Annotated in this window: 18 protein-coding genes and 6 tRNA genes; 2 read left to right on the top strand and 22 right to left on the bottom strand. The window is 45.5% G+C overall.

Annotated elements, in window-relative coordinates; genetic code table 11:
* Positions 1 to 5 precede the first annotated feature (5 nt).
* The 4 genes from ACRRSX_RS10725 to ACRRSX_RS10710 are packed head-to-tail and all read right to left on the bottom strand — an operon-like array spanning position 6 to position 7,246.
* The gene (locus tag ACRRSX_RS10725; protein WP_432453223.1) at positions 6 to 563 is read right to left on the bottom strand and encodes a hypothetical protein; all 558 of its coding nucleotides are present in this window, start codon (positions 561 to 563) and stop codon (positions 6 to 8) included.
* Positions 560 to 1,624, bottom strand: a complete 1,065-nt coding sequence (locus tag ACRRSX_RS10720; RefSeq protein ID WP_432453224.1) for a pentapeptide repeat-containing protein — start codon at positions 1,622 to 1,624, stop codon at positions 560 to 562. Before ACRRSX_RS10720 ends, ACRRSX_RS10725 begins: the two co-directional genes overlap by 4 nt.
* Positions 1,611 to 4,172, bottom strand: coding sequence for a DUF2169 domain-containing protein (locus tag ACRRSX_RS10715; protein WP_432453225.1), 2,562 nt, complete (start codon positions 4,170 to 4,172; stop codon positions 1,611 to 1,613). Before ACRRSX_RS10715 ends, ACRRSX_RS10720 begins: the two co-directional genes overlap by 14 nt.
* Positions 4,169 to 7,246, bottom strand: coding sequence for a contractile injection system protein, VgrG/Pvc8 family (locus ACRRSX_RS10710; protein WP_432453226.1), 3,078 nt, complete (start codon positions 7,244 to 7,246; stop codon positions 4,169 to 4,171). Before ACRRSX_RS10710 ends, ACRRSX_RS10715 begins: the two co-directional genes overlap by 4 nt.
* Positions 7,247 to 7,856: 610 nt before the next feature.
* Between ACRRSX_RS10710 and ACRRSX_RS10705 the strand changes: the two genes are divergently transcribed.
* Entirely contained in the window at positions 7,857 to 8,795 is a 939-nt protein-coding gene (locus ACRRSX_RS10705) for a hypothetical protein (protein ID WP_432453227.1), read from the top strand.
* A gap of 533 nt (positions 8,796 to 9,328) precedes the next feature.
* On the opposite strand, the gene ACRRSX_RS10700 is transcribed toward ACRRSX_RS10705, so the two are convergent.
* The gene (locus ACRRSX_RS10700) at positions 9,329 to 10,252 is read right to left on the bottom strand and encodes a LysR family transcriptional regulator (RefSeq protein ID WP_432453228.1); all 924 of its coding nucleotides are present in this window, start codon (positions 10,250 to 10,252) and stop codon (positions 9,329 to 9,331) included.
* A gap of 83 nt (positions 10,253 to 10,335) precedes the next feature.
* Between ACRRSX_RS10700 and ACRRSX_RS10695 the strand changes: the two genes are divergently transcribed.
* Complete coding sequence (locus ACRRSX_RS10695) at positions 10,336 to 11,367, top strand: aldo/keto reductase (RefSeq protein WP_432453229.1); 1,032 nt, start codon at positions 10,336 to 10,338, stop codon at positions 11,365 to 11,367.
* A gap of 511 nt (positions 11,368 to 11,878) precedes the next feature.
* Here the strand turns inward: ACRRSX_RS10695 and ACRRSX_RS10690 are convergent.
* The 17 genes from ACRRSX_RS10690 to ruvA form a co-directional block, all read right to left on the bottom strand.
* Positions 11,879 to 12,928 (bottom strand): GMP reductase, encoded by a 1,050-nt coding sequence (locus ACRRSX_RS10690; protein WP_432453230.1) that lies wholly within the window; start codon positions 12,926 to 12,928, stop codon positions 11,879 to 11,881.
* 436 nt (positions 12,929 to 13,364) lie between these two features.
* The gene (nadA, locus tag ACRRSX_RS10685; RefSeq protein WP_432453231.1) at positions 13,365 to 14,423 is read right to left on the bottom strand and encodes a quinolinate synthase NadA; all 1,059 of its coding nucleotides are present in this window, start codon (positions 14,421 to 14,423) and stop codon (positions 13,365 to 13,367) included.
* 117 nt (positions 14,424 to 14,540) lie between these two features.
* Positions 14,541 to 14,616, bottom strand: a tRNA-Lys gene (locus ACRRSX_RS10680).
* Positions 14,617 to 14,639: 23 nt separating this feature from the next.
* Positions 14,640 to 14,715 (bottom strand) — tRNA-Lys (locus tag ACRRSX_RS10675).
* A 35-nt stretch (positions 14,716 to 14,750) separates the two neighbouring features.
* Positions 14,751 to 14,826: transfer RNA gene (locus tag ACRRSX_RS10670), tRNA-Lys, on the bottom strand.
* 17 nt (positions 14,827 to 14,843) lie between these two features.
* Positions 14,844 to 14,919: transfer RNA gene (locus tag ACRRSX_RS10665), tRNA-Lys, on the bottom strand.
* A 19-nt stretch (positions 14,920 to 14,938) separates the two neighbouring features.
* A tRNA-Lys gene (locus ACRRSX_RS10660) sits at positions 14,939 to 15,014 on the bottom strand.
* Between the two features lie 30 nt (positions 15,015 to 15,044).
* Positions 15,045 to 15,120: transfer RNA gene (locus ACRRSX_RS10655), tRNA-Lys, on the bottom strand.
* 197 nt (positions 15,121 to 15,317) lie between these two features.
* On the bottom strand, positions 15,318 to 16,079 hold the full coding sequence (gene ybgF / locus ACRRSX_RS10650) for a tol-pal system protein YbgF (protein WP_432453232.1): 762 nt from the start codon (positions 16,077 to 16,079) through the stop codon (positions 15,318 to 15,320).
* Between the two features lie 25 nt (positions 16,080 to 16,104).
* Positions 16,105 to 16,662, bottom strand: a complete 558-nt coding sequence (pal, locus tag ACRRSX_RS10645; protein ID WP_432453233.1) for a peptidoglycan-associated lipoprotein Pal — start codon at positions 16,660 to 16,662, stop codon at positions 16,105 to 16,107.
* A 30-nt stretch (positions 16,663 to 16,692) separates the two neighbouring features.
* The gene (gene tolB / locus ACRRSX_RS10640) at positions 16,693 to 18,042 is read right to left on the bottom strand and encodes a Tol-Pal system beta propeller repeat protein TolB (protein WP_432453234.1); all 1,350 of its coding nucleotides are present in this window, start codon (positions 18,040 to 18,042) and stop codon (positions 16,693 to 16,695) included.
* Positions 18,042 to 19,106 (bottom strand): cell envelope integrity protein TolA, encoded by a 1,065-nt coding sequence (gene tolA / locus ACRRSX_RS10635; protein WP_432453235.1) that lies wholly within the window; start codon positions 19,104 to 19,106, stop codon positions 18,042 to 18,044. Before tolA ends, tolB begins: the two co-directional genes overlap by 1 nt.
* 13 nt (positions 19,107 to 19,119) lie before the next feature.
* Positions 19,120 to 19,557 (bottom strand): protein TolR, encoded by a 438-nt coding sequence (tolR, locus tag ACRRSX_RS10630; RefSeq protein ID WP_432453236.1) that lies wholly within the window; start codon positions 19,555 to 19,557, stop codon positions 19,120 to 19,122.
* A gap of 8 nt (positions 19,558 to 19,565) precedes the next feature.
* Positions 19,566 to 20,249 carry a protein TolQ gene (tolQ, locus tag ACRRSX_RS10625; RefSeq protein ID WP_432453237.1) on the bottom strand — a complete coding sequence of 228 codons (684 nt, stop codon included), beginning with the start codon at positions 20,247 to 20,249 and terminating at the stop codon, positions 19,566 to 19,568.
* Positions 20,239 to 20,637: a tol-pal system-associated acyl-CoA thioesterase gene (ybgC, locus tag ACRRSX_RS10620; RefSeq protein WP_432453238.1), complete on the bottom strand. Its 399-nt coding sequence runs from the start codon at positions 20,635 to 20,637 to the stop codon at positions 20,239 to 20,241. The genes tolQ and ybgC overlap by 11 nt, the downstream gene beginning before the upstream one ends.
* A 173-nt stretch (positions 20,638 to 20,810) precedes the next feature.
* The gene (gene ruvB / locus ACRRSX_RS10615) at positions 20,811 to 21,818 is read right to left on the bottom strand and encodes a Holliday junction branch migration DNA helicase RuvB (RefSeq protein ID WP_432453239.1); all 1,008 of its coding nucleotides are present in this window, start codon (positions 21,816 to 21,818) and stop codon (positions 20,811 to 20,813) included.
* Positions 21,819 to 21,833: 15 nt separating this feature from the next.
* Complete coding sequence (ruvA, locus tag ACRRSX_RS10610; protein ID WP_432453240.1) at positions 21,834 to 22,454, bottom strand: Holliday junction branch migration protein RuvA; 621 nt, start codon at positions 22,452 to 22,454, stop codon at positions 21,834 to 21,836.
* Positions 22,455 to 22,669 lie beyond the last annotated feature (215 nt).

Raw genomic sequence — 22,669 nt, 5'->3', positions numbered from 1 at the left:
AATATTCACCCCATATTGATCCGTTTGCCGTCGATACGTACATCTTCTTCGGCGGTAATCACCTGCTGCCTGCCAGACAGGCGCAGTAAACCTTTGGCTGTGACCATCAACTGATTCACCTGTTTCACCATGAAATCAGCACAGCTCACCAAGGTTCCGCTCACCGAAATAAGCCCATGTTGACCGGTGAGAGAAAAGCGATTCAGTGAAAGCAATTCAAGCTCCTGCTCTGCCGAAAGAACAATTTTGGGCGCGTGCAGTTGTATCGGATGGACGCTATTTATTTGCGTCACCTGCTCGCAATTACGTTGCAGGATATGCAGCAGAAAACAACCAGCCTCGGTCTTAAGATAAGCAACTAAATCACCACGAACCGGCTGAATTAATGAACTCATTGCCAACACCACTTCAACATCATGATCAAGCTGATATTTTACCGCCCGCCCCGCTTCATCGTGAATCACGGCGGTCACATGAGCCACTATATAAGCGGCTTGTTCAGGCTTTGCTGTGGTTTGTGGTAGCTCGACTCTCAATTGTTGATAAGCAACATATGGCTTCATAGAATGATCCCCAGTTGATTTAGTTTTTGTTCGATCTGATTTAGTTCGACATCGGTTTGCAGCACAGTCCCCTCAGTAAATTTGGGCCATTTACAATCTTTGTCCTGCATCGCGTGAATGTTGGTACGCTGTAGAGTCACGTCCTGAAAATTGCAGGATTTAAGCACTGCATGGGAAAAATTGGCATTGCTTAGCTCACTCGCAGAAAAATCGCTATCGCTGATCACCGCATGTTTAAACCAAGACTCATTCAACTGGCATCGATTGAATAAGCAAGCATCAAGCGTCGCTTGCTGGAAATTTACGCCCTGCATGTGGGCTTGGTTAAATGAACAGCTTTTAATCGTCGCTTCGATGAATAAACTACGTTGCAATTGCGCCCCTTCAAAGCAAGCCTCTTCAATCAAACATTTCGAAAAGTTACTCCCCTGAAGCTGGGCGTCTTTAAACTGTGTCCCAATAAATCGACTCTCTGAGCAGGTGCAATTTTGTAATTGTCCTTGGCTTAAGTCCTGAGCGCTCAGATCACATTCCAGCAGCAAAACCTGATTAAACTGGCAGTTGATGAGCTTGGCATCGCTTAAATCAGCCTTCAGCCACGCCACGTTGTTTAACTGACAACTATCGAGCAATGCGCCATCCAGAGATAACTGGTTTAAAGCGGTCGTTTTAAAACTGCAACGCATGACAGCGACTTTATCGAGCTGACAGTCGCTAAAAGTACTGGCCTCAATCTCCAAGTTATTCAACACGGCGCCAGTGAAGTTACATTCCGCAAAAGTGGCCCCATGACACTGCCCTTGCCAGTGCGTATCTTTAACCTGACACTGCAACAGATTACTTTGTTGCCAATGAAGCTGAACTAAACTGCTTTGGGAAAAATCACAGCGGATAAACACACAGCGTGTCAATTGGCATGCCTGTAAGTTCATCTGGTTAAATTTACATTCAATAAACGTTAGCCCCTCTATCGAAATTTGTTGCCAGCTCTGACCACAAAATTCGGCATTCATCACCGGTTTGCCTGTTGCTGCGTATTCTTGTAAATCATTGGGCTGCATTAGTATTAACCTCTTGATCAGGAATTAGTTTTTTCGGTTTCGGGCTTTGTTTGAGCCCATGAACACGGCACAGATCAAAAGCACCATGGTCAGTATCGACTTCATGCATAGTGGCGCCTCGCCAGTCGACCTGACTAGCCTTAACTTTACGTAGCTTGGTTTGGTGCAGTAGGCTGGCTCGCCAATCCAATGAATGAAACAGGGCATCGCCCATCAAACAACGATAGAAGGTACTTTGGCTTAAGTCTGAATCGACCCACTGCACCGAACTAAAATCACATTCGACAAACACCGCCGAACTTGCTGTGCAATCTTTTAAACTGAGCGCTCTCAAACCACATATTTTCCAGCTTGCGCGACTCAGGTTAACCCCTTGCCACTCCCCCCCAGGGCCGAACTGTAGCAGTTCACAACGGCTCCCTTGCCAACGACTAAAACTCAGCCGCATGTTGACCATGACGCAACGCTTTACCTGAGCATGCTGCCAGTTGCTGTCACAGCAATCGGCCCCATACATAACGAGGGCGCTAGCCTGGCAATGCTGCCAGACACTGCCGACTAATTCGGTTTGCAGCAACTGGCTGTCTATGAGCTCAGCCCCGCTAAAGTTGGCGGCTTTTAGTTTGGCCTTGGTCGCATTGACTTGCTTAAGCGAAGCCTGAATGAAGCTGGCATTGCTGAGCTGCGCTTCCAGCAACTGGGTTTTAATGAGTTCAGCACCATCGAAACAAGGCCCATCACCAGTGGTTGCAGACAAATTACTAGCATGCAGCTTGGCCTTGCTAAAGTTACTGGCACGAATACAGGCTCCGGTGAGCACTGCACCACTCAGATCACAGGACGAGAAATTACAATCACTAAGATCTGCCCCCTCCAGCATTACATTGCGGCAATTTTGCCCGCTAAAATCTAAGCCACTTAAATTGGCGCCAGCCAAGTCTCGCCCTGACAAGCTTTCGCCTGCAGCAAGTAGCTCTTGCAGCCATATTCGAAGTAGCGAAGATTGTTGCTCTGGCAGGGGGAGATAATCGACGGTCACGGTCGGACTAAGTTGACGCATTTGCAGGCTTGACGCCGCTTGTAGTTGCTCCGCCTGTGCCTGCGGGGATAAGCCGCTTGCTGTTGCATCCCGTTCACCAGCAATCCGCATGAGTCGCGCTCGCAACTGCTGATTGCTTTGCCCGGGTGGCTTGCTTGCTTGCACAGGGCTCGCAGCGGTATTGCTCGCTTTGAGCTTCGCGCACAAGCTATTTACCTTTGCCATGACAGGTGATAGATCGTAATCGAATTCGCTCATCAGTTCAGAGGGGATCGCTGCCAGCGAGTCAAGCTCCGAGTCGTCTTCAGGACTGGCTAAACCCAACTCTGGCTGGCCGGCCTTTAAGGCGGAGAGTTTAGCTCGCTTGCGTTCTTGCAGCGCATTTTGAGCATTGGTGATGAGAGTTTTGCGGCGGGCCAATTGCTGCGGCGTCTTCTCGGGCAACAGTGGCGCTTCGTTCAACAGACTATTAGTGGCCGATGTCGGGTCACTGCGCTCTGCCAGTTGCTGTTGGTAATGGGCCAGCGAGCGAGGGGGGTCATCCACACCTTCGCAGGCTAACAGTAGTTGTTTGATGTCCAAACCATCGACATCCTGAATTGGCACAACCCCACGATGTATCGCCACCCCCAACAACGCGTCAGGAAACAACCATAGGGTATCAATATAGTTTTCGACTTCCCGGTAATAAAGCGCACCATCCAACTGCTGCTGAACCAACATACGAATCCGAATATTGGGTAAAATACCTGCAATGGTACTTATTTCAGGATGCAATCCGCTAAGCTTAAAGGTCGTTTGAGGCTTAATGAAAGCATTAAAATGTTGATCTTCGGCTGCGGCTAAAAACAACTTTGGATCAGCGTCTTGCGGAAATCCGGGGTGGCGTTCCGCGAGCCATTTTTCGTCATAAGTTCCCTGATATCGGCTACGCTGCGGCCAGCCAATATCCAGTGGCCCAAGGCCTGCAGGATGCTTGGGTTGATATCCTAAGCGCTGATTATCGGAAGGATAGTAAAAGTTAGCCAAAGGCTGCAGCTTAGTACCTTGATTTTTACAACCGGCACCGCGACCAATAGGGTTATTGGGCATGTTAGGCCCGCCATAGGCCCGCTCATAGCTCAACGGCATGTGACGAAAAGGCTGCGGCTGGCTGAGTTTCGTTAACCAGCGATGCCTGAGGTAGCGATCACCGACGACAACAAGACTCTTGTCTACAGGCCCCACCTGCAGCGCAACCCGACAACGCTCGGCAGCCTGACCTTCGGTCGGGTATGCCGCGCCCGCGACCAATACTTCCCCCTTCGGTTTGGCGAATCCCATATCCAGCACCTGAGTTTGCCCCAACGCTTTGGTCATGAGCGGCCATTGCTCACTTTCAAGCAGCAAGCGGGGTGTTTTCTCTAGCGAAAAAAAACTTAAGGCGCCAATGGCTAAGCCCCATTCATCAAAGCGATAAGGCCGCGATATCAGGCCTAAACATCGAGGTTTAATCAGCTGCATCGTCATAGATTAATCTGCATGACCAGCATGTTGATTTGTGGACCCGAGTCGATTTCAATCTCAACCGAGGCTTTCAGAGGCTTGAGCGCTAAGGGTGCACTTTTCATTTCAATATCCACCGAAGCAACCGTTTTACTGGTGATATTGATCCCCATAAAAGTTGAGAATTCGGCTTTCATGCCAAAGAAACTCGAATCTTCAATTTTCGCCCCCATAAAAGTAGACGAACTGATATCACTGGCCAAAGCCACCGATGACGAAATGCTGCTACCGAGTTTTACGCTGCTATCCATAGTCGCGCCGATAAATGTAGACGTTGAGTTTTTAAGTCCTAAGTAGGTTTCGGTATGATTGGCCACTCCCAGAGTCGTTGACACATTATTGCTAGCGCTGATGTTCGTGGTGACGCTATTCGATGCGCCAATATGGGTCGCCATGGCATTACTCGCCGCAATTTTAGTACTGAGCTCATTGCTGGCACTAAGGTTGGTACTGATGGTATTGCTAGCTCCAATACTGGTTTCAATATTACTAACGGCCGACATACTAGTATTAATGTTACTCGTTGCCGCAAGCTGGGTAGAGATATTGTTCTTCAAGCCCATATAAGTATCGATATGCGAGGTCAAACCTAAGAAGGTTGACATATTGGTGACCGTTGCCAGCGTTGTTGAGATGTCGGTACGATTGCCCATAAAGGAGTTCATAGCAAAGGTATCGCCGATTTGAGCCGATATGGAGCTATTATTCCCCAGCGTCGTATGACTGGAGTCACTATTGCCCAGCGTAAGGCTGGTGGAATTACTATTACCAATATGCTGATTACTATTACTGGCGTTACCCATGTGCTGCGATTTACTTTCGGTATTACCACAGACAATGCTGTCGGAGTAAACCACTGCACTAGAGCCACCAAAGCTTGGCGGGGCAATCCCCTGCCCACTCAGCGATATGCTACGTCCTTTGGCATGGTGCTCATTGTAGCTATCGCCTTCGGCTAAGGTATTGGCGATATCGATAATCGACTGCTCAGGCACCCTGCCATTGATGAAGCTCGGCTGACTTAAATCAACTTGGCCATCGTATCTGCCGACTACTGAACGACTAACGCTTTTACCCACCTGAGAGTAATTTTGCGTGCTACCAGTATCACTGTAGCCATAACTTACTTTGGCATGATTTTCATTATAACTACTACCAGCGGAGACACTGGCATTGCTCACCCCATCGGCATTTTGATTACTCAATGAGAGGTTATATCCACCACCACGCGAAAAACTGACATTATCATAGTTGTTGCCATGCATATCGGCGTTATCATAGGCACTTTCGACAATTGCTTTTTCACGCTCAAAATCAACCACCGAGCTATAACCATAACGCAGGCTAATGCCATCGCCATAACTACAAGAGTAACTGGAACCCCAATTGGTATTGGCCGTCCAAGATTGATTACGCCGATCGGGAGGTTGCACGGTCTTTGAACCGTGTGATGCGACAACGCTAAGCTCGGGTAATTCGCTATCGTTATTAGCGCGCGAAACCATCACCATCGCCCCCACTTCGGGTGCCGATGAACTATGCGAACTCAACCTTACCCAAAACTGTTCGGAACTATCACGCGCGGTGGCAAACTGAACCAAACAGCCTTTTTCTTTTTCATCGTCCCCGGCAAAAGAATTTTGTGCCTGCTCCACCTGAAAATTACTTTTTTCCCGGTAACGCCACCCCCTTGGTACCGCAGTTTCTAACACCCTGGCCAGCACACTTCCCTGTTGCGTACTTTCCATCGAAAAAGGACTGAGTAGCGTGCCTTGACTACTGTCGGTTTGCGGATTGACTTCACTGGCCTGCAGTGTACCTTTATAGGGCTGTTGATCGCTCGCTTTGTGCTGAATACTGGTGACCACGAAGGTTTTGCCGCTAAAAGACTGACGCATTAAACGCATCTCGTTGCTACTGGCAGCTGTCGGTTGCGACAATTGAAAGGTATATCCCGGGCTCAATAAGGGTGAAGTCGAGCTACCCGACAAGGTTTCTTGATCGCTTGCCAACTCCTGCTTTAATTTCTTTAACTGGCCTTCTGCCTCACTACGATCCGTGCCATAGGCGTAGCGACGATGCCTTAAATACTGTGGGTTATCTTGCTGTTCTGGGTCGCCGTTGTAACTGGTAAAGCCCGCTACATCATTTTGCTCCCACTGCGCCTCTTCGCGGGTGAGGATTGCATCCACTGACTGAGGCACCAGTTTAACTTGATAACTCATGTCACAAAACAAATCGTCTTGCTGTAGACCCAGTTTTTCCGCACTAGAATAACTGTAACGCAAGGCTAGAGGCTGCTGCTCACAGTTGGGGATATCTACTTCTCGTAGCGCCGTCGGCCGATTAGAGAACACTAAGCTAAGTTCATTTGAGTGATGTATAAAGTAATAATGCACCGCGACGTGACCAGCGATGCGCTGTAAAAATGCCATATCCGTTTCACCGGCTTGCAACCAATCTTGCACCCGACTCACGGTTAGGCTTTCATCAAGACGAAATTCAAGCTTTAAGCGTCCCGACGCAGTTTCCCGCTCTAGTAAACAACTAAACAAAGCAACAACATCCATGCTGTGATAAATGTGATAGCGATTACGTAAATTAAGAAAATGTAAAGGTGAACCCAGCGCCAGTTGGTAACAACCAGGGGCCATCAGCGTCATGCTAGTTACAATCCCCTGAAAATAGCGTGACGGCGTGCTGCCTTCCCAATCGGCAGCGTCATCTACTGGGTGGAGGGCAAAACGGTCTTGATGCCAAGCACAAGCAATCCGGACACTTCCCCATAAACCGACCACAGCGGCAGCATTAAAGCTGGCTAACTGCTCCACTTGCTGTCGGTTTAACTGTTCTACATCATTTGCCCTCAACTCCAAATTAAACTGATAGGCCTGTGAAATCCCCTCCTGCCCCTGCAGCGACGACAAGCGCAAGAAATCATCGGTCATCGCATTAAGCGAGCTGATCCCATCCACTCTGAGTTGCAAAGCCCGTGTTAGGCGTCGCTCGCTTGCTATCGCGACATCAGTTAGCGCCATATAACCCTTAACTCCGTAGCATAGAAAATCTTCTATTCAAGCTATTAGCAGTTACAGTGCCAACTTATATCTATCTGTTATTGATAAATTTTTCATTTTGTAAACCTTATAGTGGGTAAAATTATACCCACGGCGAAATAGGTTAAGCTCTCTCCCTTCGTCAAGCTATTGGCTTTTCTCCCTAATTCACTGTGCTCCGTTAGCACTTCACAAATAGTGATTCGTGATGGCCTGAATGTTGCTAATCATAAGAGCTCTATACACTAATGAGTAATACCCGATGTATAACCAAGGAAGAAAGCGCACAGCCTCGCAAGCAGGCCTCGATGATTATGAATTACCAGCAAAAAGATTTAAGAGCGCCTCAGGTAAAGCAATCCCGATGTGGTCCTCATCTCAGTTGCGCAAGCTTTCCTCACAACTCCCCCGAAATAAAAGGATCCAGCGAAAACTCAAGCAGCCATTCGTCACAAACCCATCCCCCTTTGGTTTTCCTCATCTGTTTGCTCCCCAATCATCGAGCCACGACACTTCTTCATCGCAACACAAGCCTTTCGATTTCAGTGTTTTCAATCAGCAACAAAGTGTCAAGCAAATGGGTCTTTGGCAAATGAGTCAATCCCGACAGGCGCAATTAAGCAAACAACTGCCGAGCTATATTGCGAGGCAATCCCCGAGAAGCACCGATATTCGGATCAAAGCCAATACTGGAAATATGGAAGACTGGGGAGTCAGTGCCGACGAAAATATCAGAACTCAGATCCAACGCGATAAACGTTCACAAATGACTGACTCTGAAGCGGAAATGGCCTTTAACCAACGCAGTCATCAAGGCGCATTAGTGTGGAAAACCAATTCCCCTACGCTTTTAATGTATGGTGATCATACCGATAACTCGGAGCCACTTTCGGCGCATACACCAGGCTTGAAATCTCTACAAGTGAAAGGAACCAAAGGTGCAAAAACTAAGGAGCATGGCACCCGCGACACGCGAAGGGGAAAAATTGTGATGCAAACACTCACCGATCCAAAGCGTAAACCATCTGATCTGGCAATTATCGGAAAGTTAGCAACTGTTCAGCTATTTCAATCTCCGGCAGAAGAGCTGCAAACAAGCAAACTACAAATGCAAAACATGCCACAAGCTCGCTTTTCAGTTTTCTCGGATATTGGAGATATTACAGACTCTCACTCGCAAAACTTTGACAAGCTCGCACAACGGCAACAAGTCGTTCGGGAAACCGATAAAATGCATATTGCCAAAAACTTGCTGATTGCTGGTCGCGACAGCCTGGTTCCAGCAACTCATAAACACTTGTTAAGTTCTGCGCAAGGGGATGTTGGCAAAGCAATGGACTTGCTTCATCAGCAAAGCATCTCACAGCAACCCAACATTACGTTTAATCAGCATCCCAGCTCTCAAACCACCCGATTGGATCTGAGCAGCCTTGGGCAAATGGATACCCAGAATCAAGCTAAAGCTCAACAAAATATTCCGCTTAGTCCAGTGCGGAAGATCAAATCGCCCAAATTCACCTTTACCGACTGAGATGATAAGCACTTGCTAGCTCAGGAAACACCTAGTGTGGCAGCGCATATACAGATTGTAGAGGGACCTAAACCTCTCCGGCTACCCAATTAGGGCGATATTCAGCTTATATTCAAGCTGCATTGCTTTGGTAATCCTAGCGAGTAAAACTGGAAAAACCTACTTTGGAGACTTGTCACGAATGGGATAGTGGGCAAATTGAAGTGTACTTGAGATGGCTGTTTAATTTCTACATTGATTGAATGACAAAACATACGTTAAAAAACTGCAATAAGTGACGTTTGTCTTTGTATGCAAAGAGAGCCTTTAAGACAGTTTACCCGAAGCCGAAAACTCTGTACGCTGCTGCGTATTCCGCTTGTTCACGCGTTCTGTTTTCCTCTAAACAACATCATAACCAAAGATTATATAAAGTCGACTCGCTAGCGGCATATGATTACTTCTGCATGAGTAAATGCTCTATCTTATTCAAAGACATCGTCAGCGCTGTAGCTATTTTAGAGCTCCCAAGACAGACACAAACAAATGACTTTTTATTTCTCAATGGGAGCAGCTAACTGCTGTTCAATAAATTGGATAAACGCTCGCACCCGCAACGGCACAAACTGGCGTTGTGGCATCACAGCGTAAATGGAAGTTTGCTTATAGTAATCAGGTAATACATGGCACAAACGACCTGCTTCTAAGTCATTTTTAATATGCCAGTCTGAATGCAGAGAAATACCCAGACCCGATAAAGCTGCCTGATACAACGCTTCACCGAGGTTACTTTCTAAGGTCCCTTGTACTTTTATTTTTTCTTCCAGACCTTGTTTATTCATCAGTTGCCATATGTGTTCACGGCCATATTCTCCCGATAAAATTAAACAATTATGCTGAGCCAAATCCGCAGGGCTATTGGGTTGGCCGAAATTAGCTAAATAATCAGCAGAAGCGCATAAGATTCGTTTATTGGTATTAAGTTTTTTGGCGAGCAAACTTGAGTCTTCTAGAGCACTTGAGATTCGAATCGCCAGATCGAACCCCGAGTCGACTAAGTTCACTCGCTCATCACTCAGATTAAGTTGTACTTTTAAAGCGGGATGCTGCTTTAGAAACTGAGGTAACAAAGGCGAAATAAACAAACGACCAAACGAAACACCCGCGGTGATACGAAGGGTTCCCGATACCTCCTGCGATACTTTTTTAAGATCACTGGTTAAAGTTGCTAATTCCTCAACCAAATGCCGACCTCTTAATGCCAGCTCTCTCCCCTCAACGGTGGCGCTAACGGTTCTTGTCGTTCGATGCAACAAACGAACCCCCAGCTGTTGTTCTAACACCTGTAAGCGTTTACTGGCGAGGGCTGGTGATATATCAAGACTGCGGGCAGCCGCACTGATCGACTTAAGATCGAGAACTCGAAGAAAAAGGGATATATCCGCCAAATTACTCATCGCTATTATCAACAATATCATGAAAGTGTTTCTCTATTGTTGCTGTTTTTTTGACAAAAGCAAGCGGGTACTCTAAAACCATTCAATCGTAATTAGGAAATAAAATGGAATATCGATTTTTAGGAAAATCCGGCTTTAAAGTATCAGCCTTAGGATTTGGTGCTGGTACTTTTGGTGGCAAAGGTCCGTTATTTAGTGCTTGGGGAAACAGCCAAGAAAAGGAAGCTAAGCATATGATGGATATCGCACTAGACCACGGGATCAATCTGTTTGATACTGCAGATGTTTACTCCGATGGCGAATCAGAACGCCTGCTTGGTCTCGCCATGAAAGGACGAAGAGATAAAGTTATCGTATCTACAAAATCGACCTTAAGAATGGGAGAAGGAACCAATGACATTGGAGCCTCTCGACATCGCCTAATCGAATCCATAGACAACGCGTTAAAACGTTTAGATACCGACTACATCGACATTTTTCAGCTGCATCACTTCGATGCTATGACCCCCATGGAAAATGTCATGGCAACACTCGACCACTTAGTGAAATCAGGTAAAATTCGTTATATTGGTGTGTCTAACTTTTCTGGTTGGCAGGTGATGAAATCTCAAGCTATAGCCGACCGTTACGGTTATAGTCGTTTTGTCGCCAATCAAAGCTATTATTCACTTTTAGGCCGTGATTATGAGTGGGAGTTGATGCCCTTAGGACTTGATCAAGGACTTGGGGCTATCGTTTGGAGTCCCCTAGGGTGGGGCCGATTAACTGGGAAAATCAGCCGTAACAAGCCGATCCCAGCGCAAAGTCGCTTACATGAAACCGCTCAGTTTGCACCACCCGTTAGCGACGAACATTTATATAAGGTGATTGATGTCATGGAAGACATCGCCGAGGAAACAGGAAAAACCATTCCTCAAATTGCTTTAAATTGGGTGCTTTATCGCCCCAGTGTGTCATCGGTACTGATCGGGGCTCGCAATGCATCGCAACTAACAGACAACATACAAGCACTCGGCTGGCGTCTAACCGAGGATCAAGTCAAACGCCTAGACCAAATCAGCCAGACCGCAATCCCCTACCCTTATTACCCCTATTGGAATGGCCAGTTTACTGAACGAAATCCGCCAGCCTGCTGAATAAAAACACCTTCTATAGTCGTCTCACGTAGCTCAAGGTAGAAGGTGTTTTTAAATAACTCGTCGCTCGATATGATCGCTATCAAGCGATCATTTTAACATAGCTTTCAATGACACTATTGAAGGCCAAATTACCCAACTTTATTTTTAACAATGGTGTAGATACATTATGACTCGTTGCTCCTAGCAAATACCTTAAACCAGATAAGTTTCACTGCTCGCCATTGCTTCACATAACTTGGAGAGTATTATCGCGGGAGGATTTGAGGCACTTATTGAAGGCTAGAGCCTCTTATCGGAAAGTTCTAACTGAACACATATAGCGAACTCCAATCCAATTCACTGGCCTGTTCCAAGTCAACTTTAAGCGATGCAAAACCAAAGAAGCCATCGGTTTGAAATTAAAAGGACTGGATATAGAACAACAACCATACCACATTAGCTATCAAAAGCATGATACGCTCTTAATACCATTTCTAGGTATGGTTGTTTCAACAAAACCTTCGATTGATTACACTTTAGTAATACCGAACACTTGATTCTCTTGCTCTTGAACTCGGATAAAAGTGGTTCGTTTGGTGAGTTCTTTCAGTTCAGATGCACCCACATAGGTACAAGCCGAACGAACGCCACCAAGAATATCTTGAATCGTGAATTGCACGCTGCCTTTATATGGGAGTAATACCGTTTTGCCTTCAGAGGCACGATACTCTGCAACACCGCCAACATGTTTATCCATCGCAGTTTGAGAGCTCATACCGTAGAACTTCATGAATTTTTCACCATTTTGTTCTACAAGTTCGCCGCCGTTTTCAGCATGCGCAGCCAGCATACCGCCGAGCATCACAAAATCAGCGCCGCCACCAAAAGCTTTTGCGACATCCCCTGCCTGAGTACAGCCACCATCTGCAACGATTTGTCCGCCTAGGCCATGGGCAGCATCCGCACATTCTATAATGGCCGATAATTGCGGGTAACCCACACCAGTTTTCACCCGAGTGGTACACACGCTACCGGGGCCAATCCCTACTTTCACAATGTCTGCGCCACTTAAGATCAGTTCTTCAACCATCTCACCCGTTACTACGTTGCCAGCCACGATGACTTTGTCAGTAAAGCTGTCACGCATTTTACGTACAAATGCGACAAAATGTTCAGAATAGCCGTTGGCTACATCAACACAAATAAATTGTAAATTCTGATTCAGCGCTAAAATTTGCTTGGTTTTTTCAAATTCAGCATCTGATGTGCCGCAACTAACCATTAAATATTTAATTTTTTCTGGTGCCATCGATGCTAAAAACTGTGACCACTGCTCAATGCTGTAATGTTTATGAACCGCAGTCATCATACGATGTTCCGCTAGCGCTTTTGCTAAGCCAAAAGTTCCCACCGTATCCATATTCGCCGCAATAACAGGTACACCGTGCCATTGACTATTGCTGTTTTTGAAGGTAAACTCCCGATCAAGTACAACCTGTGAGCGACTCTTCAAGGTTGAACGTTTAGGTTTAATCAAGACGTCTTTAAATCCCAGCTTTATATCTGTTTCAACTCTCATTTACTTCTCTGCTAGTTATTAGGCACAAAACCCACGAAGTATAACAAACCATTATTGATAACAAAAACGTTAATAATATGATTTCGAAATAGGATTACTGTGAGAATTAGTTTTGCCAATATTAGTGCAAAAAAAGTACTCGTCGAAACTCTGCAGAATAGATCATTTTTGCAAATAACTTCCATATATTAAGTCATGAACAATACCAATCTGATTCATTATATAAGCAACTTATTGCGCAGATGAATCTGCCGATAACGAGGCATGAAGCGCATTAACTAATGGCTCTAGTGACAAGATACATAATGCAACTGACGATGATTTAGGCTTTTAAGAATAAAGTTAAATTGGCATAACTAGCCACTGAATTCAATCCAGTGCACTAAAAGTAAAAAACCAGCTCTAAAGCTGGTTTTTTCAAGCAAAGCAACGCAGACTAAGCGTTACCTTTCACCTTTAATTGGTTACCTTTAGCAAAGTTGAGCATCCTGTTTAATGGGACCAACGCTTTATCAATCAAGGCATTGTCTACAAATACCTCTTTACCCTTTGCGTCTATTAAGGCCTCTTCGATGGCCTGCAAGCCATTCATAGCCATCCAGGGACAATGCGCACAAGAACGACAAGTCGCCCCATTGCCGCCAGTTGGCGCCTCAATCATCTCTTTATCTGGGCAAGCCTGTTGCATCTTGTAAAAGATGCCACGGTCGGTAGCAACAATTAACTTTTTATTCGGCAGCGTTTGAGCAGCCGCAATGAGCTGACTGGTCGAACCCACAGCATCAGCCATCGCAACTACGTTTTCTGGCGACTCAGGGTGAACCAAAATAGCCGCATCAGGAAACTGCTGCTTAAGCGCCCACAAGGCATTGGCCTTAAACTCTTCATGAACAATACAAGCGCCTTGCCAAAGTAACATATCGGCACCGGTTTGCTTCGCAACGTAGCCCCCCAAATGTTTATCAGGCGCCCAGATAATTTTATGCCCTTCGGCATCTAAATGTTCCACAACATCCACGGCAATGCTAGAAGTAACGACCCAGTCGGCCCGCGCTTTTACAGCTGCGGAAGTATTCGCATAAACGACAACCGTATGCTCTGGATGCTGGTCACAAAACGCAGAGAATTCTTTTTCTGGGCAGCCTAAATCCAAAGAGCAAGTGGCTTCTAAGGTCGGCATGATGACCTTTTTCTCTGGCGTTAAGATCTTGGCGGTTTCCCCCATAAAACGCACCCCCGCCACTAGCAAGGTTTTTGCTGGATGGTGATTACCGAATCGTGCCATTTCTAAAGAATCAGCAACGCAACCACCAGTCTCTTCGGCCAGGGCTTGGATTTCAGGATCGGTGTAATAATGAGCGATTAATACTGCATCTTGCTCAACTAACAACTGCTTTATACGTTGCTTATGGGCCGAACGCTGTTGCTCACTCAAAGGCTTGGGTTTAGGCGGAAAGGGGTAAATTGATTCGTTAAAATATTCGGGCTGCTGCATAACTACATCTGAGATAAAATAATTAGAGTATTATACACCGCAGAGAGTGCAGATGTCAGTCATTGGACTAAAGAATTAGATGAGGTAATAGAGTCATGATTTGTAATGATAAAATGATGGTGGGTTGTGAAGGATTTGAACCTTCGACCAATTGATTAAAAGTCAACTGCTCTACCAACTGAGCTAACAACCCATAATATTTGGTATTTACAGTGATGGTGGGTTGTGAAGGATTTGAACCTTCGACCAATTGATTAAAAGTCAACTGCTCTACCAACTGAGCTAACAACCCGTAACTGTAAATCACCTATTTGGAAACGAAAAGCGTGGTGGGTTGTGAAGGATTTGAACCTTCGACCAATTGATTAAAAGTCAACTGCTCTACCAACTGAGCTAACAACCCGTAACGTTTCAAAATAGTGGTGGGTCGTGAAGGATTTGAACCTTCGACCAATTGATTAAAAGTCAACTGCTCTACCAACTGAGCTAACGACCCACTAAAGTGGTAATAGATATGGTGGGTTGTGAAGGATTTGAACCTTCGACCAATTGATTAAAAGTCAACTGCTCTACCAACTGAGCTAACAACCCGTATACATCTACTACATTAAAGCTACAAAGTGGTGGGTTGTGAAGGATTTGAACCTTCGACCAATTGATTAAAAGTCAACTGCTCTACCAACTGAGCTAACAACCCGCTTTGAACTTCAGCTAAATCCGCCTCACTGCTGTGTTAGCAATTGACCCGACTCAACGGCGGCCTATGATACGGATTTAAGACTGTTGTGCAATAGTATTTTGAATCTTTTTTTCTAAGCGTTCAGCAAATAAGCAACCAGCTTCAACTTTGTACAGAATTTTGAATTTGCTAAAGTTTATTATTCAAAAACTGTACTAAAGTTGGCCTAATCGATTCTTCGCTAAACTCGCAGCACTACTATTAGGGTGCTCTTGGACCACTCGAGTAAACAATTTTTTGGCTTCATCATTATTTTTTTGAAACTGCGCAATGATACCCAATTTTAACAATGACTCAGCAACCTTATTAGATTTGGGATAATCGTTAACAACTTTAAGGAATTGCTGGGCGGCTTGCTCCCGTTGCCCACGAGTATATTGTAGCTGGCCTAACCAATAATGTGCATTCGGTGCATAGCCAGACTTAGGGAAATCCTGGATAAAAGCTTGAAAGGCCGGAATCGCTGCATCATAGTTTTTATCTTGCATCACTAGCGCCACGGCTGCGTCGTAAGCCTGATCTTCTCCAACCGCTGCAAGGGCAGCAGTAGTTGTGGCGGCAACTTTAGGCACGGCTGTTTGCAACTGAGCAAATCGACGGTCTAACTCTTGGTAGAGTTCACGTTGACGTTCAGTAATTTGTTCAATCTGATAGTTACTCTGTTCTAGCTGACCAACCATGGTTGACATGCTATTGGACAGCTCATCGACCTGACTTTGTAGTTCTAACTGGACCTGATTTCTAGCCTGCAACATCCTTTCCAAGCGTTCGACCCTTTGCTCAAGGCTTAGTTGACTACTGGGAGAATTTAAAGAAACAGCGGTTCTATTACCCGCCTCTTCGACTGGCGCAGCGGCATTAACACTGGCTGCTAATAAAACGGCCACTGTAGTAGCCGTAATCATTTTAAGTTTCATAGCTCACTCTACACTTGTAAGTTTATTAATAAACTAACACCGCGCGGCGATTTTTAGCCATCGCTACTTCGGTGTGTGAATTATCAACGGTTTTCTCTTCACCATAACTAACAATAGAAATTTGCGAGGCTAAGACACCTAAGCTTTGTAAATACTTCGAGACCGCTTTACCACGACGCTCACCCAAAGCAATATTATATTCAGGCGTCCCTTTTTCATCGGTATGGCCTTCAATTAACACCGTTACCGAAGGATTATCACGCAGATAGCTAGCGTGCGCTTCTAATATTTCGGCAAACTCTTCTCGAATATCGGTTCGGTCAAACTCAAAGTAAACGATTTGACTCTGACGTAACTCAGCAGCCTTGAGACGCTCTTGCTCGTCGGCACTAAGTACTGGGTCAACTGAACCCATTTCTACGCCGCCAGCTGCTTCGGTGCCAGTGATTTCCATTGAGGAATCTCCGCCAGCCTTGCCTTGTTCATTTAAATCACTATCGCTACTACGGGTAGAACTACAAGCGGCTAAGCCAGTGAGTACCACACCTAAAAATAGAGTTTTAGCTAACTTTTCAAATTGCATTATGGATCCCTTATGATCAGATTTAGTTATTTAGTTTAAAAATGGCGACCAAGCTGGTGCGCGAACACTGCCCTCTTTTGCTGGTAGCGTCGCTTTAAATCTTCCATCCATAGAAACCAAAGCCAATACTTGGCGACCATTGGCCACGGTACTGTACATAATCATACTGCCGTTCGGTGCAATGGTTGGCGATTCATCTAATTGAGTACGGGTTAATACTTGTACATAACCGGTATCAAAATCTTGTCGGCTAATGCGATATTGGCCATTTACACGGCTCACCATTACCAACGCGGAGCCATCGGGTGTCACCGCCCCACCTAAGTTCATTTCGCCTTCCCAGGTCACCCGACTAATTTTATTTGTATTCAAATTAGCTCGATAGATTTGCGGTTTACCACCACGCTCGGAAGAAAACAGCAATTCATGTCCAGATGGTAACCAGCTAGGTTCGGTATCAATCCGACGACTTTTAGTGATCCGTTTAAGTTGCTTAGTGGCGACATCCATCACATAGATATCTGGCTGGCCATCCTTGGATAATACCAATGCAATTTGACGTCCATCTGGCGACCAATCGGGCGCACCATTAATGCCACTAAAAGCACTCAACTTAGTGCGTTGCGAGGTATAAATATCCTGAATATAGATTTCTGCACTGCGATTTTCAAAACTAACATAAGCAAGCTTTTCACCATCAGGAGACCACGCCGGAGACATCAGTGGCTCTTGTGAGCGAAGTAAAGTCTTTTCGTTATAACCGTCATAATCTGCAATACGAAGTTGATATGGATAGTTAGCATCGGCATTCACAACTACATAAGCAATTCGGGTTAAAAATGCCCCTCTTTCACCAGTCAAAGATTTATAAACACCATCGGAAATTAAATGGGCCATCTGTCGTAACTGAGCTTTCCCTACGCTTTTATATCGATCGAGCAGCACATGATCCTGGCTGGTGACTAATTGACCGTCTTTAAGTTGTTGCTTATTGCCGGCACTCACCTGCCCACGCAGTACATCGACTAAGGCATAATTAACCTTATAAGTGCCATCAGCCAAGGCTTCTATTTTACCGGTCAATACCGCTTCTACGCCAAGCGCTGCCCACGCTTGATAGTCAATCTGTTCCACTGATTGCGGAGTTTGCGGCATCTGGCTAATCGCCACAGGATTAAACTTACCGCTGCGGCGTAAATCATCGGCAACAACCTTCGCTAAGTTCAAAGGTGCTTCGCCGTGTCCTTGCCAAACAAAAGGGACCACGCCTACCGGACGGGCACTGTCGACCCCTTCGGTAATGACAATTTCTAGGTTAGCTTGAGCTAGATTTGAAAAGACAAACCATAGGCAAACGCCCGTTAACAGTTTTTTAATCATCACAGCTGTTCCGGTTTTAAAGTTAAAGTAATGGTTTTAAGTTTGGCAAAAACATCCGGGTCTTTAGAAACCGGTAAAGTCATTGCCTTTTTTATCGCTCGACGAGCCGACTCACACACCGCTTTATCTCCACGCCCTTCGCTGGTTTTTGTCACAAAACCATTGGTGGCTAAGTGAATGTCAATACGACATTGCTTGCCAGACATACTTGGATCGGTGAGCCAGTTTCGTTGAATTGTCGACATAATCATGGCTTTGTATTTATCCACTTCACTTAATACTTGTCGTTGACGTCGTACATTCGTTTCGGCCGCCATCTCTGTTTGTAATTGCTTTTCAAATTCAGCTTCTTGACGAGCGATTTCGGCTTTACGTTGACGCTCAGCCTCGGCCTTCGCGGCTTTCTCTGCAGCCAATTTAGCTTCCTTCTCTTTTTGCTTACGAGCCAACTCAGCTTTGCGCGCTGCCTGTTCAGCTTTTTGGGCTGCTATTTCGGCTTGCCGTTGCTGTTCAAGCTTACGAGTTCGCTCTGCTTCTGCGGCTGCAGCTGCGGCTTCAGCTTTCTGCTGTTGCTCAACCTTACGAACCCGCTCCGCCTCTGCTTTGGCTGCTGCCGCCTCCGCCAACTTGCGCTGTTGTTCCTGTTTGACCCGTTCGGCTTCAGCTTGCTTGGCTCGCTGTTGTTCTAACTTTTGTTTTTCTTGAGCACGACGCGCCTGCTCATCAGCTTTTTTCTTGGCTTGTTCATGTTGGCGCTTTTCTAATTCCAACTGCTTAATCCGTTTTTCTTCGGACAAACGTTTCTTACGGGCCAATTCCGCTTGTTTCTCTGCTTGAGCAACTCGCTGTTTCTCTTTGTCTGTTACGGCCTTTTGCTGTTGCTTTAAACGTTCAACTTGCTGGCTTATCTGTTTCGCATCAATCGCGGTAGCCTTAATAATCGGAGCGCTGGGCGTTGCTTCGAGCTTAACGCGCTCAAAATCAACTGACCACACTAACGCAATAAACAACAAAGCATGCAGTAAAATGGAAATAACAACCGACAGGCTAAATGGCGATTTCAATGCTAATCCTAATTTAGTTGTTTTCAGGTTGGGTCATAAGGCCAACCGATGGTACACCTGCATTTTGCAGCAGTACCATTAAATTGATGATTTGCTCATAACGAACGTTCTTATCCCCGCGAACCACTACTGGTATTTTAGGGTCAAGCTGTAAATGCGCCATTACCAAGGCTTGCAGATCATCGCCCGACAAAACTTCAGTAGCTGATTGAGAGTCATTCCCCGTATCTAAGTAATATTGCCCACTTTCAGTGACCGTCGCCACTAGCGGCGGTTTACTATCTTCTGGCAAAGCCTCGGCACTCGCTTGTGGCAAATCAACTTTGACCCCTTGGGTAATCAAAGGCGCTGTCACCATAAAAATAATCAATAGCACCAACATCACATCGATATAAGGTACCACGTTGATTTCAGCAACCAAGCGGCGCTTGGGGCGTTGGTAATAATTCACGACGCCTCCTAATTTGTACCACTGTGGGTTTGGCGATGCAGAATACTTGAAAACTCTTCCATAAAGTTGGCGTAATTATGTTCTAACTTACCAACGCCCGTAGAAAAACGGTTAAAAGCGATCACAGCAGGGATCGCCGCAAACAATCCCATCGCAGTTGCAATCAGTGCTTCGGCAATCCCGGGAGCAACCATATTTAAACTGGCTTGCTGAACTTCTCCCAGAGCGATAAAAGCATTCATAATCCCCCACACCGTACCAAATAAGCCAATATAGGGGCTAATAGAACCAATCGTTGCCAACATCGGCAACTGATTCTCTAAAGCCTCGACTTCGCGGGACAAGGAGACTCGCATGCTCCGATAAGTACCATCCATCACCGCATCGGGACTTCGATTTCCTGATTTATGTAGACGAACATACTCTCTAAAACCAGAATGAAATATCTGTTCCATACCTTGCAGATGCTCGGCTCTAGCATTACTTTCTTGATAGAGCTTATTGAGGTCAATGCCAGACCAAAATTTCTTTTCGAAACTATCACTGGCAGTTTTTGCCGACTTCAAGATTTTATTACGATTAATAATCATCGCCCAAGAATAAACCGACATGCTCAATAGCAGCAGCATGACAAATTTAACCAGTAAGCTCGCCTGCCAAAACAAGCCAATAAATGACATATCAGAATGCACCGAGTAAATCCTCTTTTAATTGATCGGGAATGGCCGTGGCCTTCATTGACGACAATGTGACGCAAGCAACGGTAACCATTCCATGGGCAATAACTTGTTGGTCAGCATTTTTAATCGTTTGCTCAAACACCATGCTGGCTCGTTTCATATTTTCAATACGAGTTTCAACCGTGAGTACTTGATTAAAACGAGCTGGTAGTTTGTAGTCAATTTGCAGCGCTCGAACCACAAAACATAGATCTTGCGCCATCAAACGGTCTTGTTCGTAACCTAATTCTCGCAACCATTCGGTACGACCTCGTTCGAAATACTTAATATGATTTGCGTGATAAACAACCCCACCCGCATCAGTATCTTCGTAATACACTCGAACCCTTAAAACCGACATTACACCTACCTAAGTATTTCAATTAGAAAATACTATACACAGGCAAGTGCTTAAGGTTAAGACTCAAACCATTTAATTTGAACAATTGCGATACAAATTTCGGCCAACGGCTTAAAAATGAACACATTAAGCCGTTTTATTGACTTGCCTGTCGCCGATAAACGACAGCATTTCTAACGTTTAGGTAAATCTAAACCAAGGTGCAAATAGGCACGGTCGCTGGCGATCCGTCCGCGAGGAGTACGTTGCAGATAACCCTGTTGAATTAAGAAAGGTTCAAGTACATCTTCAATGGTTTCTTTATCTTCACCGATAGCTGCGGCTAAGTTATCTAAGCCAACAGGGCCACCGCCAAAAGTATCAGTAATGGCAAGCAACAATTTGGTATCCATATAATCAAAGCCAGCACTATCGACACTAAGCAAATCCAAAGCTTGTGCTGCGATTTCTTGAGTGACTTTGCCATCAAATTTTACATCGGCAAAATCTCTAACCCGACGTAACAGGCGATTCGCGATCCGCGGCGTACCACGTGAGCGACGAGCCACTTCCCAAGCACCCGCTTCATCCAAGGTTAAATTCAAATAATGAGCGCTGCGCTTCACAATATCAGCCAAATCATCAGTTTTATAAAACTCTAAGCGTTGCACAATCCCAAAACGATCTCTAAGTGGTGAGGTTAACATTCCCGCTCGAGTGGTTGCACCAATTAAGGTGAACGGCGGCAAATCAAGTTTGATAGAACGCGCGGCTGGCCCCTCACCAATCATAATATCCAACTGATAATCTTCCATTGCCGGATAAAGGATCTCTTCAACAACTGCACTTAAACGATGAATCTCGTCGATAAATAACACATCGCCAGGTTCTAAATTAGTTAACAGTGCCGCTAAGTCTCCCGCTTTTTCAAGCACTGGGCCGGAAGTGGTTTTAATATTCACTTCAAGTTCGTTCGCCACAATATTCGCAAGCGTCGTTTTGCCCAAACCTGGCGGGCCAAAAATCAATAAATGATCCAAGGCATCTTCACGGCGGCGCGTGGCTTCAATAAAGATTTCCAATTGCTCAACAACCGCCTGTTGGCCGGTATAATCACCTAAGCGTTTTGGCCGAATAGCCCGATCGACGGTTTCTTCTTCTGCAACGGGCAAGGCTGCTACCAAACGATCTGCTTCTATCATCTTTTGAACCTTAAATTATAATGCAGCCTTAAGGGCTTCACGGATCAACTGTTCACTGCTCATACCCGACTGCCATACTAGCTTCACGAGTTTTTCAGCTTGAACGCCTTTATAACCCAGCGATTCTAAGGCTGCAACGGCTTCTTCTTTGGGATCGGTAGCAGGACTCAGCGGTAGATCGCCATTGGCTGTAATACCATCGCTTAATGGCGTAGCTGGTGGTTCTGCATGCCAGTTTTTCAAACGATCTTTCATCTCGACCAATAGCCGTTCAGCCGTCTTTTTGCCGATCCCAGGAACTTTTACCAAGCTGGATAAATCTTCATGTTTTACCGCATAGACAAATTGTTCACAGCTGAGTCCTGACAAGATGGCCAGCGCCACTTTTGGACCTATTCCATTCACCTTAATCAACTCGCGAAACAAGGCGCGCGAAGATTTATCATGAAAACCATAAAGCAACTGAGCATCTTCACGAACAATAAAATGGGTCAGTAAACGCACTGGCTCGCCCAATTCGGGCAATTGATAGAAGCAATTCATGGGTAACTGGATCTCGTAACCCACGCCAGCTACGTCGACTAACACAAAAGGCGGTACTTTTTCTTCTAAAATACCTTTGATAGTGGCTATCACTAAGATGACTCCGTCTAAATACAATACCAGCTAACTCACCTGAGTAAGTCAATCATAAAGCTGGCACACTACGCTGATAAATTGAAGCTAGCTTAACTCAAAGACTGGATATTTATCCAGTCTTTCTCCGTATTCGAAGCGGATTTTGCGCAAAACGATTCATAAATAGCGGCTTAAAATCAAAGTAGCACAGAACTTAACCACGATAGCGACTC

Source organism: Agarivorans sp. QJM3NY_30 (genome assembly GCF_050870855.2).
Classification (GTDB): Bacteria; Pseudomonadota; Gammaproteobacteria; order Enterobacterales; family Celerinatantimonadaceae; genus Agarivorans.
Note: the sequence above shows the minus strand (reverse complement) of the source record. Positions and strands in the feature narration are given on the sequence as shown.

Bases quoted from the DNA above. Each gene is read 5' to 3' on its own strand.
- ruvB (WP_432453239.1), bottom strand. From the start codon at position 21,818: ATGATAGAAGCAGATCGTTTGGTAGCAGCCTTGCCCGTTGCAGAAGAA.
- ACRRSX_RS10710 (WP_432453226.1), bottom strand. From the start codon at position 7,246: ATGGCGCTAACTGATGTCGCGATAGCAAGCGAGCGACGCCTAACACGG.
- ACRRSX_RS10715 (WP_432453225.1), bottom strand. From the start codon at position 4,172: ATGACGATGCAGCTGATTAAACCTCGATGTTTAGGCCTGATATCGCGG.
- ACRRSX_RS10690 (WP_432453230.1), bottom strand. From the start codon at position 12,928: ATGAGAGTTGAAACAGATATAAAGCTGGGATTTAAAGACGTCTTGATT.
- tolB (WP_432453234.1), bottom strand. From the start codon at position 18,042: ATGATTAAAAAACTGTTAACGGGCGTTTGCCTATGGTTTGTCTTTTCA.
- ACRRSX_RS10720 (WP_432453224.1), bottom strand. From the start codon at position 1,624: ATGCAGCCCAATGATTTACAAGAATACGCAGCAACAGGCAAACCGGTG.
- ACRRSX_RS10695 (WP_432453229.1), top strand. From the start codon at position 10,336: ATGGAATATCGATTTTTAGGAAAATCCGGCTTTAAAGTATCAGCCTTA.
- nadA (WP_432453231.1), bottom strand. From the start codon at position 14,423: ATGCAGCAGCCCGAATATTTTAACGAATCAATTTACCCCTTTCCGCCT.
- ACRRSX_RS10705 (WP_432453227.1), top strand. From the start codon at position 7,857: ATGAGTCAATCCCGACAGGCGCAATTAAGCAAACAACTGCCGAGCTAT.
- ybgC (WP_432453238.1), bottom strand. From the start codon at position 20,637: ATGTCGGTTTTAAGGGTTCGAGTGTATTACGAAGATACTGATGCGGGT.
- ybgF (WP_432453232.1), bottom strand. From the start codon at position 16,079: ATGAAACTTAAAATGATTACGGCTACTACAGTGGCCGTTTTATTAGCA.
- ACRRSX_RS10700 (WP_432453228.1), bottom strand. From the start codon at position 10,252: ATGATATTGTTGATAATAGCGATGAGTAATTTGGCGGATATATCCCTT.
- ACRRSX_RS10725 (WP_432453223.1), bottom strand. From the start codon at position 563: ATGAAGCCATATGTTGCTTATCAACAATTGAGAGTCGAGCTACCACAA.
- pal (WP_432453233.1), bottom strand. From the start codon at position 16,662: ATGCAATTTGAAAAGTTAGCTAAAACTCTATTTTTAGGTGTGGTACTC.